12 protein-coding genes, 6 tRNA genes and 1 rRNA gene are annotated in these 12,595 nt (G+C 44.5%); all 19 read right to left on the bottom strand.

Going from position 1 to position 12,595, the window contains the following annotated elements; all coding sequences use genetic code 11:
* Positions 1–70 precede the first annotated feature (70 nt).
* Positions 71–676 (bottom strand): helix-turn-helix domain-containing protein, encoded by a 606-nt coding sequence (locus T359_RS0113935; protein WP_035784541.1) that lies wholly within the window; start codon positions 674–676, stop codon positions 71–73.
* 126 nt (positions 677–802) lie between these two features.
* Positions 803–1,354, bottom strand: a complete 552-nt coding sequence (locus T359_RS0113940) for a hypothetical protein (protein WP_026518009.1) — start codon at positions 1,352–1,354, stop codon at positions 803–805.
* Between the two features lie 73 nt (positions 1,355–1,427).
* Positions 1,428–1,841, bottom strand: coding sequence for a WapI family immunity protein (locus T359_RS0113945; RefSeq protein WP_026518010.1), 414 nt, complete (start codon positions 1,839–1,841; stop codon positions 1,428–1,430).
* An 18-nt stretch (positions 1,842–1,859) separates the two neighbouring features.
* Entirely contained in the window at positions 1,860–2,675 is an 816-nt protein-coding gene (locus T359_RS20475; RefSeq protein ID WP_051545435.1) for an esterase/lipase family protein, read from the bottom strand.
* 316 nt (positions 2,676–2,991) lie between these two features.
* Positions 2,992–4,533: a hypothetical protein gene (locus tag T359_RS0113960; RefSeq protein WP_026518012.1), complete on the bottom strand. Its 1,542-nt coding sequence runs from the start codon at positions 4,531–4,533 to the stop codon at positions 2,992–2,994.
* A 133-nt stretch (positions 4,534–4,666) separates the two neighbouring features.
* Complete coding sequence (locus tag T359_RS0113970) at positions 4,667–4,960, bottom strand: hypothetical protein (RefSeq protein ID WP_026518013.1); 294 nt, start codon at positions 4,958–4,960, stop codon at positions 4,667–4,669.
* A 68-nt stretch (positions 4,961–5,028) separates the two neighbouring features.
* Positions 5,029–5,385 carry a hypothetical protein gene (locus T359_RS0113975; RefSeq protein ID WP_026518014.1) on the bottom strand — a complete coding sequence of 119 codons (357 nt, stop codon included), beginning with the start codon at positions 5,383–5,385 and terminating at the stop codon, positions 5,029–5,031.
* A 139-nt stretch (positions 5,386–5,524) separates the two neighbouring features.
* Positions 5,525–6,115, bottom strand: a complete 591-nt coding sequence (locus tag T359_RS0113980; protein ID WP_026518015.1) for a guanylate kinase — start codon at positions 6,113–6,115, stop codon at positions 5,525–5,527.
* A 38-nt stretch (positions 6,116–6,153) separates the two neighbouring features.
* The gene (pyk, locus tag T359_RS0113985; protein WP_026518016.1) at positions 6,154–7,563 is read right to left on the bottom strand and encodes a pyruvate kinase; all 1,410 of its coding nucleotides are present in this window, start codon (positions 7,561–7,563) and stop codon (positions 6,154–6,156) included.
* Between the two features lie 69 nt (positions 7,564–7,632).
* Positions 7,633–9,084: an aminotransferase class I/II-fold pyridoxal phosphate-dependent enzyme gene (locus tag T359_RS0113990; RefSeq protein ID WP_026518017.1), complete on the bottom strand. Its 1,452-nt coding sequence runs from the start codon at positions 9,082–9,084 to the stop codon at positions 7,633–7,635.
* Positions 9,077–9,670, bottom strand: a complete 594-nt coding sequence (locus T359_RS0113995; RefSeq protein WP_155840131.1) for an HD domain-containing protein — start codon at positions 9,668–9,670, stop codon at positions 9,077–9,079. Before T359_RS0113995 ends, T359_RS0113990 begins: the two co-directional genes overlap by 8 nt.
* 82 nt (positions 9,671–9,752) lie before the next feature.
* Positions 9,753–11,660: a M3 family metallopeptidase gene (locus T359_RS0114000; protein ID WP_026518019.1), complete on the bottom strand. Its 1,908-nt coding sequence runs from the start codon at positions 11,658–11,660 to the stop codon at positions 9,753–9,755.
* A gap of 85 nt (positions 11,661–11,745) precedes the next feature.
* Positions 11,746–11,818 (bottom strand) — tRNA-Phe (locus tag T359_RS0114005).
* Between the two features lie 6 nt (positions 11,819–11,824).
* A tRNA-Met gene (locus T359_RS0114010) sits at positions 11,825–11,898 on the bottom strand.
* A gap of 61 nt (positions 11,899–11,959) precedes the next feature.
* Positions 11,960–12,041, bottom strand: a tRNA-Tyr gene (locus T359_RS0114015).
* A gap of 4 nt (positions 12,042–12,045) precedes the next feature.
* Positions 12,046–12,118 (bottom strand) — tRNA-Thr (locus T359_RS0114020).
* Positions 12,119–12,147: 29 nt separating this feature from the next.
* Positions 12,148–12,220: transfer RNA gene (locus tag T359_RS0114025), tRNA-Val, on the bottom strand.
* Between the two features lie 37 nt (positions 12,221–12,257).
* A tRNA-Asp gene (locus tag T359_RS0114030) sits at positions 12,258–12,331 on the bottom strand.
* A 75-nt stretch (positions 12,332–12,406) separates the two neighbouring features.
* Positions 12,407–12,595 (bottom strand): 23S ribosomal RNA (locus T359_RS0114035); the annotation flags it as partial.

A 12,595-nucleotide genomic window follows, 5' to 3' on the forward strand; every position in this document is an offset into this window, starting at 1 on the left:
GAACGTCATTCAATTTATCGGATTGCAAAAAGGGGGGCTGTCCTCATCGACAGCCCCCTATCGCCATAACTTATATTCCAAAAATATTCACTAACACCAGTTTAACAATCGCCGCTGCGCAAAAAGCAATTACCGCCGCAAGCACGAACCGAACCGGCTTTGGAACACTCTCAAAGGCCAGCAGCTTCCTGCTCCTGTTTCGAAGCTTGCTCAGAGCATTTGTGGAATACACCGCCATGAGCATTACCGATACAAAAACCAAAGTCTCACAATACAGTGCGATATTTCCCAGCACATCATTTATCATGTATGCGCCTGTCTCATGAAGGATCATGTAAATCACCAGCGCACAGGCACCCATGATACTCTGAATTCTCATTTCCTTAAAAATCTTTTCTTTTTCTGCAGTGGCATAATCCGCCATTGAGTCTGCTACTTTTCTTTCCTGTTCGTCCATAATCTCGCTTTTCCTTTCTCCATTGATGATCTCGGGAATACTTACGTCGTAAAAATCTGCGATATCAACAAGAATGCTGATATCAGGCATATTGTTTCCGGTCTCCCATCTGGAAACCGTCCTTCCGGATACCCCCAGAGCCTCTGCAAACTGCTCCTGTGTTATTCCTTTTCCCTTTCGAAGCTCCTTTAAAAAGCCCCCAACTTTTGTCTGATCCATGACAGTTAAGTGTCCTCCTTTCAACACCCAGAATAAAAAATATGCCCAATTTTAAACACGACACAAAGCGAGAAAATGCCGTATTTATGCATTAGACACTCTTGTCTAGTAGTCTGATTGTGTTCATCATATACATAAAACGTCTGCTCTGGAAACGGTCTCTGAATTTGCATCTGCTGCCCCCGCAGTGCCCTCCACCTTATCCATATAATCTCTTATGTTAAAAGTCTCTTCGGTTCGCTGTTCCTCGTCAATTATCCCTGGAACCAGCTCTGTAGTATATGTATCTCCTGTATTCGGGTCCACATAATAGCGAATCTGGGCTCCGGTGTAAGACCTGAACAGCACAACAATCTCTCCTGCTTCGCTGTTTGAAACCTCAAAGTAAGTTGTGTAATCCTCAGAACCCAGCATTCCCTCCAGATCCGGGTTGTTGGCGATGCAGTAATTCTTTACCGCTTCCAGTGCCTGCTCCTGTGTGATCACAGTATCCGCAGCATTTTTCTCTGCCTGCTCTGTCTGCTCTGCCGGTGCGTTCTCTCCTTGTGCGGCCTGCTTCCCGCTCTCTGCTACCGGAATTGGTTCTTTTTCCAGGCCTGTGGCATTTTCCTTTTCCGGTCCGCAGCCAGCCAGCGCCAAAACCACGCCGCAGGTCAGCAAAATAAGTCGTTTCTTCATAATTTTCCCCTCTCATTCTACTACTTAATAGAGCTGAGGTATTAACCCTCAGCTCTGTTTATCACAATATTTATTATAACTTATATTTGGAAAAGTCTGCATATAAATCGCGGACAAAGTCTTTTAAATCGGTCTGATCTATCTCGCTCTCATAGCTTAATTCCTGAGTATGGCCGTTTCTTCCCATACTGCTCAGCTTCCCTTTTACCACAATATGACCTCCGGTCTTGGCAAAAAATTCGATGAAATTATGCTCACCATAGGGCTCCTCTAATCTAACTTTTCCCTCTAATATATCATAGACTTCTTTCAAACCTTCAGCGAATACAGCTATTTCTTTTGCTCCAACATCCATTGAAGAATCAGCAGAATAGCCATCACTGGTCAATCTCACGCTTAAAATAGTATTGGTTGGACACTTCAGATCTTCTTCAAATACCTTGGGACTTAATTCTAATGAAAAACTGCCTGACTCGATGTTATACATTTATTTTTCTCCTTAAATTTAGTACCCCATACCTGCAAGACCTTCCACTACGCCAAGATAAAAGTCTGTAATGTCCGACACGCCTTCACCTTTTTTCCTGGTAAAGCGCATCCTTCGCATATCAACTTCATCGCAGTGAGAAATCCCGCGCCTGCTGTTACTTTTTATAATACCCTTGAAATTGGCCCATTGTACAGAGTTTGTGGACAAAAGTCCGTCATTTGGCCCGTCCAGTATCCACACCACAAGGCTCGGGAACCACATAAAGAAATCACTGAAGGGCGAACCCATCTGGAAAGCATAGCTCTGATAATAAGTCCGGGGGTCATCGGGATGAGCGTTGTTGAATTTCTCAGCTTCTTTTGTTGTGAATAAATGAAAAATGCTGTAACAGTCAGGATTTTTATCCCCAAGAACCTTGAACACCATATCTGTGCATTTACCTGCGAATTTCACAAGAAAATCCGGAAGCTTAAGAAGTTTATCCACTGTGACAGACCCGTGATGGGGCGTGCTCATGGTGGTAACGGAAGCGATTTTGTCTCCAAGGTCGTATTCACAAATAGCACATCTGATATCCAGACCGCCCTTGGAGTGGGCTATGACATTTATGCGCTCCGCGCCGCTCTCCTCAAGGATCTCTTTTACCCTCTCCGCAAGATGCGCCGCGTTGGATTCCACCGAGCCGGAACTGTCCTGATTGCCGTAATAAATCCTGCAGCCTGCTTCTTCAAGCTTTGCCGGGATCCTTCCCCAGTAATTCAGGTACTTGCGGTCTCTGAAGCCCATTCCATGCACCATAAGGATTGGATATTTTAAATCTATCTTATTCATACAAAAAGCCTCCGGGAAATTTAGATAACCTAAGTATACCCCCCGAAGGCTCTGATAAAACTCACGGATGTGTGTCGTTACAGCCTCTTGTTTTACCTGATATGTAAAAATATGCCAAGAATCATCTTGTGACAATAAAGATCACAAGCCCAATGAAAATGGCAAGGATGATAATGTCAGAGATTATCTGCTCCTTCCACTTGTCATGGACATTTCCGGTTCCGTCGTTAATCTTTTCCATTCGGTCTAGGCCTTTGGCATAAGTTTCTCCTTTAAAGAAATTTCTTATATTATGATTTTTAAGGCTTCCCATAGCTCACTCCTCTATAAAATGCATAAATAGTTTGTTGTCTATATAGTTCTGTATGTATTCGTTCGATGTCACTCCAAAGTCTTCTTCAAAAGAGCCTTTAGATGAGATTATGCTGTCAACGCCGTACTCTGCGATAAGATCTGCTGTCACAACCATTGCGGATTCATATGTAAGGTAGTTTCCTAATTTATTATTGGTGCCGTTGCCTTTATAAATTTCTCTGACAGTTCTTTGCCTTGCGTTCTCACGAAGTTCTGTCCCATAATAAATCAGGTCCGTAATACCAATAGCATAAGACAAACAGGAATACTGGTTATGCTTGTCGCTATCTTTTTCCCTAAACTTCTGATAATAATCTATTTTTGTCTCTTCGTATTCAAGGGCTCCATCCTGTTCAATGAGAGCCATATGTTCATCCGGGATAATACCTTCATCATACCAACTTTGATAGACATCATCCCACACGTTATGTCTGTACACATATTCATCATCGTAGTCTGCGGTGTAGTACTCTGCCAGCCCTTCAACAAGCCAGCATTCTTCCGGAGAGTAGCTAAGCGTACAATGAACGTACTCATGAATAATCGAAAGAGGATGCTTAAGAACTATTACCCCATCCCTGCTTGTGGATTTATCGGATTTATCTGTCGGAATAATTTTAACATTTTTCCTGAAGCTGGCTTCATCTACAACGCTTGATTCTGCCGCGATTCTCTTGCAAAGCTTTCTTATCCCATCTTCTGCATCATATAACATGGAATAAACATCATCAGCAGTTTTCAGCCATTCAACTTCATGTATCTCCCAGGTATTCCCTTCACACTCAACATAAATTGCTGTTCCCTGTTTCTGTGCTGTAGCTGCCTCCACGGCTTTATCAACATCATCAAACCTAAACTCTTTGTCCGAATCAATCATCTTCAGCCATTCTGCTCTGTATTCATTGTCTGCAAAATCGTTATAGGAATACTTATCCAGGGCATATTTTGTCAGGTAATACGCACAGTCCTTGGACATCTGAATATCACTATCTTCTGAGTACTTTTCATAAAAGAACAGAGCAAATAATGGGAAAGTTTTTTCTTCCCTTGCCTCAAGGTATTCTTTTACCTGATCCTCTGCATTAACAGGTGCGTAGCCAAATGCACATTCCGACAGCCCCACTGTTTTCCAATATGGTAAGTCTGTGCATTTGTCAGTAAATATCACTTCGAAATCATCAGATGCAATCTCTAATTCGGTAAAATTGATCAATCCATCACTCTGTTCATGTCTGCTGGAAGGCCCTATGGCTATCTCATAGTCCGGAAGTATTGCGACTTGCAACAATCTGCTCCATGCATCTTTGACCTTATTTACCGATACCTCGCTGACATCATCTGACAAAAGAGTAATATCCACCTCTGACAGGTCCCTTGCCTCAATGCCTGCGTTAGCGCTTTCTTCTGCACTTGATATATTATCGCTCTGCGCTCCGCACCCGCACAAAAGCGCCATAGTCAGTACAGCCCCGCAGCACCTATAAAGAATCTTTTTTATACTCATACAACCGCTCCAATTACAATTTCTTTTTTTGTCATCATATCATGATGACTCTTCCACGCAATATGAAGCAGCTGAAATATACAGAATCTTGACTGAAATGTCAGAAAAAGAGAAGTGTTACCACCTCCCCCGATCACTTTTTTATGCTCATATATGCAATAGATTTTCTTGCACGATCCCGGATAAAAATATCCTCATCATTCTCATATTTCTTAAGTAATTCAATGTTTTTGGCAGAAGAATAATACTTTATTCCCGCCATAGCCGATAATTTCAGATTCTTCCTGATAAAACGTCCGGAAAAATAGTACTCCGCACCTTCTTTGATTCCCAGCTCCGCATCAGTTATATCATCGCTGTTTAAATACCTGAGAAGCAGGGGCTCCATCTCCGGAATCCTCGCTGAACACAGCTTCTCCATAGCCATAGATAAGTAAAATGCGTCCCTCGGATCTGATAGCAAAGAGACCAGCTTCAATCTGTGTTCTTTGTCTTTCATCCTGGCAAAAACAGATCCGTACTTAGCACAAATCCTACGGAAAATGATACTTCATTCACATCCAGAAAATTATGCTCAGTTTTTACACAGGCAGAAACCACATAATACCTTTTCCCATTTATCTGTAATACAGTAACCTGTTTATTATCTACTTCAGTTCTTGTCTTAAGATACTCTAAATCAGAGGCTGTGGGCTTCTCCACCTCAACCTCATCAAACATTGTCGGAATCTCAATATAATCAATCCCCTCAAAGAAAAAATCATCATTGGTATCATCTTCATTTCTTCGCCTGAGAAGCATCTGATCATGTGACCATGTGAAATAACACAGTCTATATTGACATTTTGACATGTTCACTCCCTCCAACGCGCATGAATACTCACTTCTTCAAGTGTACCATTTTTTCATTCAAATGGGATAGTCCGCCGCAACATCCAACAAAAAAGCTGCGCTACGGATAAACTCCGTCGCACAGCTCTGTCAGCTCATTTTATAAAAAACTTTTGATATACCCCGCTATCTCCTCTATGCAGCTCTCGATCTCTGCATTATTGAAGAAACGTTTTGTAACGCCGGCCTCTGCGATCTTCTCCTCTGAGAAGTCCTCTTCATCAGCCAAAAAGCGTCTGCACATCTCGTCGTACTTGGGATGTTCCTGCTTGGCTTCGCGGTGCATGGCACGCTCAAGACGAGTTCTTGCGTCCACGTCGATAAGAAGCGGAACCACGTTTTCTTTTCCGAAGTAGTCCCTTGTATAGCAGTAGGACTCCAAAGTTCCGATAACCAGATAGTTGCCTGTCGCAAGATCAATCTGCCCGTCATCCGCAGTAAAGTAGCGCCAGGGACCATAATTGGTGTGATATGTGCGCTCCTCGATGATCTTTTTTGCCGCCTTAAGAGACTGGTAATCCTCTTCACTCTTGAAGAAATACTGAACCCCATCAGTTTCTCCGTCCCGCATCGGGCGGGTAGTGTAGAGCACCACCATCTTAAGCGCCAGCTCCTCATCCTTGATCAAAGACTTGTAGATGGTGTCCTTGCCGGATGTGCTTTTTCCCATTAAAAGAAATATCTTCCCCATTACATCATTACCCTTAAAAAATCATTATTCCTATATGATCACAGTTCCTCAACACGGATCATGTTTGTTCTGCCCGGAATACCAAGAGGTACGCCTGCTGTAAGAACAACCTTGTCACCGGCCTTGAGATAGCCTGCGTTCTTGGCTGAGTTGATAGCCTCTCTGAAAAGCTCGTCAGCTGTATCCTCCTGTCTGATGTGCAGAGGTGTTACACCCCACATAAGGTTGGCCTGTCTGCAAACAGTAGGATTGATGGTGCAGGCAATAATCTGGCAGTTTGGCTTGTATTTTGAAACCATGCTGGCAGTAAAGCCTGACATTGTAACTGTAAGAATAGCATCTGCGTTAAGCTCAGCAGCGATATTGCAGGTTGCGTGTGAAATAGCTGTTGTGGCATCGATAGGCGCGTAGTCTCTCTTGTGAAGTCTTCCAACATAATCGATGTCAGCCTCTGTACGCTCAGCAATTCTAGCCATGGTCTTAACCGCCTCAACAGGATAATCTCCTGAAGCAGTCTCACCGGAAAGCATGATAGCTGTGGTTCCGTCGTAAATAGCATTGGCAACGTCAGTAACCTCGGCTCTTGTGGGACGTGGATGATGGATCATGGAATCCAGCATCTGTGTAGCTGTGATAACGTACTTACCCTCAGACTCAGCAAGCTTGATCATTTCCTTCTGGATAACAGGTACGTCCTCAAAAGGAACCTCAACACCCATGTCACCTCTGGCAACCATGATTCCGTCTGCCTCCTGAAGGATCTCCTTAAGGTTCTTGATACCCTGCATGCTCTCGATCTTGGCAATGATCTTCATCTGGCTGTTCTTTTCCTTGAGGATCTCTCTGATATCGAGAACGTCCTGTCTGGTTCTTACAAAAGAAGCAGCAACAAAATCAAAGCCCTGCTCGCAGCCGAAAATGATATCGCTCTTATCCTGCTCTGAAAGGTAAGGCATTGTGAGCTCTGCTCCGGGAAGGTTAACACCCTTCTTGTCGGACACAGGTCCGCCGTTAACTACTGTGCAGACAACATCCTCGCCTGCAACCTCATCAACCTTAAGCTCGATAAGTCCGTCGTCGATAAGAATAGTATTTCCGCTCTTAACATCATTGGGAAGCTGCTTGTAAGTAACGGAAACTATATCCTTTGTTCCCATCACATCTTTTGTTGTAAGAGTGAACTTCTGGCCTGCCTCCAGCTCTTCCTTGTGGTTCTCGAAATCCTTAAGTCTGATCTCCGGGCCCTTGGTATCAAGCATTACAGCCACAGGGAGCTCCAGCTCATCACGAAGCTTCTTTATTCTGTCGTATTTTCTCTTGTGCTCCTCATGTGAGCCATGAGAAAAATTGAATCTGGCAACATTCATGCCTGCCAGCATGATCTCTCTGAGCTTCTCCTCGCTCTCGCTGGCGGGTCCGATAGTACAAATAATCTTGGTCTTACGCATATTATTCCTTCCTGAAAAAAATAAAATCTCCCAATAATCAGTTTTCTGCTAAGACCCGTTTATTCTCAATTAGGATAAAACCGAAATGATGCCCCCACCATTCTCGGAAATATCCACACCTTGCAAATTCATCTTCTTGTCCAAATATCCCTTTAACTGAGTGATGATTTCCCCTGAAACCACCTCTCCCGGTGCAAGTATGGGTATTCCGGGCGGATAGAGATTAATGAACTCTCCCGAAACCCTGCCGGCTGCCTTCTCTAAATTAACCTTCTCCTTCACTGCATCCCAGGCCTCGTAAAGTGGCACTGCCACCTCCGGCAAAAGTGAAGCGGAAACTCCCTCGCACCCCTGCGATGTCTCCGAATCCTCAGGATTATCAATGATCCGATCATCGATTTCCTTAATAGCCGTTATAAGCCTGTCTATGCCTGCCTCCTTATCCCACCCCGAGATAATGGCCAAAGCATAGTAATTTCCTGCCATTTCCAGCTGCAGCGAATATTCCTCACGAAGTATATCATATAACTTCTGTCCTGTCATGGCATGTTTGTTTACAAAAATCAGTACTTTTGCGGGGTCTTCTATGTCATTTCTGCCAACAACCTGTAAATGTCTGCATCCCGCAGTTTCCTTCTGTATCTTTTCCCTGTAATACAGTAATTTGTAAAAGAACTCTTCTCCGTTTTCCTCAATTTCCTTCATGCACAGGTCTATGGAAGACATCAGCACATAGGAAGGGCTGGAGGACTGATATATCCGCAAAAAGCGTTTCAGAAGCCCCTTATCCACCAGGTTTCCCTGAACATGTATAAGCGCAGTCTGAGTCATAGACGGAAGAGTCTTGTGCACACTGTGGATCACAATGTCCGCTCCCTGATGCACCGCACTGTCCGGAATTCCAAGCCCGTTTTCCCCGTAGCCCTGCGCCTTCCTCAGGCCAAAATGCGCTCCGTGAGCCGCATCCACAATAAGAGGAATCCCTCTCTCTTGACAAACCTTCGCTATTCCCGCTACATCCGAGCACTTTCCTTCATAGGTTGGGGATGTGATAAATACCGCCTGGGGTGCTTCATCGCACTGATCCAGGGCCTTTTTTACATCCTCCGCAGTGTAGCTGTCGGGAATTCCATACCTCTCATCCTGCTTATAGGGCAGGTAACTGATATCCAGCTGCCTTAAATACGCCCCATGATAAAAGGACTTATGGCTCCCTCTTGCCGCCAGGATCCTGCCACCTTCCCTGACCGCCGCAGACACCGCGCTGAGCACGCCGCAGCTGCTTCCATTCACCAGGAAAAAAGTCTTCTCCGCTCCGTAGAGCCTGTTGGCACGCTCCTGCGCCTCAAGAATTATCCCCTCTTCAGCGTGAAGATTGTCAAAGTCGTCAATTTCCGTAATATCACAACGAAAAGCACCCTTCAACGGGGTGCTCTCAAGGTTTCTTTTATGTCCCGGCATGTGAAACGGATACATCTCACTGTCGGCGAGTTTATTAAGTTCCCGGTAAAGCTCAGGCATAATTAACTCTTATCTTTCCCTTCTTAAGCTTTAGTGTCTCCAGTGTAGAAGCATACTTGTCGGCCATGCATACAACCCAGGCCTCTCTGCAACGAGGGGGCTTAACAGTCAGCGGCCACATGTGCTTGCGAATTATCTCTTTTTCCCTCTCTGAAAGAGAAAAATCTCTGGTGGCATTCTTCAGGGCAATTCCCGGATGATAGAATCCGTGGAGCTTGGGATGGATGTTTCCCGGAGCCTCCCCATCATGCCAATCATAGAGGAAATAGTCATGAAGCAGGGCTCCCCTGACCATCTGTCTCTCTTTTGCATTAACCCCAAGCTTTCTGTTGAGCTTGATTGCGCACAAAGCCACATGGATACTGTGCTCGTAAACAGTCACATTTCCATGCTGAATAAAGGTCTTAAGTCTGTTATATTTCTCAGAAGCCAGGATATCTGAAGCATGCTTTTTAAGCAGCTCCTTGTAGTCCTCGTCTGCTTCCATCTGATCAAGGATCTCCGGATCAAAGGCGTCCTCATCATATCCTCTGACATCGAAAACGCGCCTCAGGATCTCCTTTTCCTCTTCATTAAATCTATGCATAAAAACTCCGAATAAAATTCATTTTCTTTTTTGGACTGTTAACATAATACCATACAATCGCTAATAAACTATAAAAATCTTATTATTTTTTTATCAGTCTTTCGTACTCATCAACTAATGAAGTAAAGTATTCCAGCGCATGATCATAGGTCTTTGCGGACAGAGGATCGATGCCCGCTCCGCTGAGAAGATCCACCGGTGTAGCAGAATTTCCCTTTTTCAAAAATTCAATGTACTCATCTACAGCGCCCTCTTCTCCGGCTGTAATTCTCTCAGCGATGGAAGCCGCATAGGCCACATCCGCAGAGTACTGATACACATAGTAAACATAGTAAAGATGCGGTATTGAAGCCCACTGATATCTGTTCTCCTCGAAGTTTACAATGCTGTCTCCTCTGTACTCCTGGACCAGCTCAGCCCACTTGTCACTGAGTCCCTCTGCATCCAGCGCCTCTCCTGACTCCACGATCTTGTACATATAGTCCTCAAACTCCGAATACATCATCTGGGTAAAAAATGTATTGGCATACATGGTGATAGCACATTCCAGATAGAAAAGCTTCTCTTCATCGGTTTCAGCCTTATTCATCATGTAGTTATAGTACAAAAGCTCATTGGTTGTTGACGCAACCTCCTGCGTGAAAATCGTAGGATTCTGATAACCGGGAATCTGATTTTCAGATGAATACAGATCGTACACAGCATGTCCCATCTCATGGGCTATGGTACTTACGTCATCCGGATATCCCTCATAGTTAAACAGTACCCATGGCAGATAGTCAGAAGAAAGTCTGCTCTCATAGGCCCCGGAGGTCTTATTATCTGTGGGATATACATCCACATGTCCGCTGGTAATGATCTCCTTGAAGTGATCTATATAATCATCACCCAGAACAGACAAAGCATCTATTACTTCATCCACAGCATCATCATAATCTGTCCGTCCTCTGTAATAATAGGACACCGGCTCCGTCATATTATAGGCATACTGCTCCTTAATACCGAGGCCCTCGGCGTGAAGATCAAGGTATCTCTGATACTCAGGAATCCCCTTATGGGCAGCCTCCACCAGCATATCAAATACGCCGGTATCCAGGTCATAATCTGCAAAAGCGTCATCAAGAGTTGTTTCTTCATTATTAAGAACCGCTGCGGCATAGGCCTGAGAACAGTTTTCCTCCAGAAGTGCCGCAAAGGTATTGGCAAAATTCTTATATCTGGTCAGATATACCTGATTGGCTTCTTTCTTAAACTCATCCTTATAAACAGCGCTTCCCAATATCTTGTAATATTCTTCATCCGTAAGTTCCACAGTCTTTCCGTTAGGCAGCTTTATCGTTGGATAGGGCAGCTCCACATCATTCAATATGTCAAAGATCTGCTCCGCATATCCATAGCCCATGGAAAGAGTTGAAGCCACCAGCTTCTCATCCTCAGAAAGTGGTTCGTAATCAGGATCCACATAACTCCTTAACCAGTACTCAAGACCTTGAAAAACAGGATCTGAGAATATCTCCTGTCTCTCCTCAAGAGATAACTCAAAAATCTCTGTATCAGCAAAAGCACATTTCTGCTTTTCTATTCTGTCCATATTATCAAGCTTTGCCAGCATATTCTTGAAAACACCGTCTGTGGCATCAAGACCGTTTCCAAGCTTTGCATACATCCAGAGCTTTTTCTGAATGGCTGTAAGCTCTGTAAAATAGGCAAAGTCCAGATACTCCTTAATCGTCTGTGCATTGTTCAGATTTCCTTTGAACCTCTCGTAGCCGGACAGCATATCCATAGCCTTGTCATAATCCGTCTGCCAATCCTGCTGGGAAGCATACACAGATTCCAGATCCCATTTAACCGGATATTTGCCGCTCTCCTCAGTTTGTTTCTTGTTTTCCAGATTATATTTATTTATGAAGTCTTCCTTACCGCAGGCCACCAGAAGTGACATGGTAAGCACAATCGCTGTTACTCTCCTTATTATCTTCCAATTCATATTAAGATCCTCACTCAGTGATACATAAATTAATACAAAAAAAGCCCGAACTAAAAGTCGGGTTTAAGAATTAATAAAAAAAAGATGCCTAGAGTCGGAATCGAACCAACGACACGAGGATTTTCAGTCCTCTGCTCTACCAACTGAGCTATCTAGGCATGTAGTAGCGGGGACAGGATTTGAACCTATGACCTTCGGGTTATGAGCCCGACGAGCTTCCAGACTGCTCCACCCCGCGTCATTATAAATCCGTACCTCGTACGGTTGTATTGGTTTATTGCTTGATTGCAATAAAAAAATGGATGGCGGTGGATTCGAACCACCGAAGCAATTTGCAGCAGATTTACAGTCTGTCCCCTTTGGCCACTCGGGAAGCCATCCATAGAGCCGATGAGCGGACTCGAACCGTTAACCTGCTGATTACAAATCAGCTGCTCTGCCAATTGAGCCACATCGGCTTACACACGAATTGTGTTTTGTGGAAAAATGGGGCCTACAGGGCTCGAACCTGTGACCCTCTGCTTGTAAGGCAGATGCTCTCCCAGCTGAGCTAAGACCCCGTCCAAACAAAAAAGCCAAAAACAATATGAAGTTGAGCGACCCGAAGGGGGTTCGAACCCCTGACCTCCGCCGTGACAGGGCGGCGCTCTAACCAGCTGAGCCACCGGGCCATATTAGGTTTTGTACCTTCAAAACCGAACACTGAATATCTTAATCCATTTCCCTTGTTCCTATACCAACTATCGTTGGATAAGCCCTCGACCTATTAGTACACATCAGCTGAACACGTTACCGTGCTTACACCTTGTGCCTATCTAACCTCATACTCTCTAAGGGGTCTTACTGCTTGCGCATGGGATATCTCATCTTGAGGGGGGCTTCACGCTTAGATGCCTTCAGCGTTTATCCCTTCCGGACGTGGCTACCCAGCCTTA

It is taken from the genome of Butyrivibrio sp. MC2021 (assembly GCF_000621605.1).
In the GTDB taxonomy this organism is placed as follows: domain Bacteria; phylum Bacillota; class Clostridia; order Lachnospirales; family Lachnospiraceae; genus Butyrivibrio.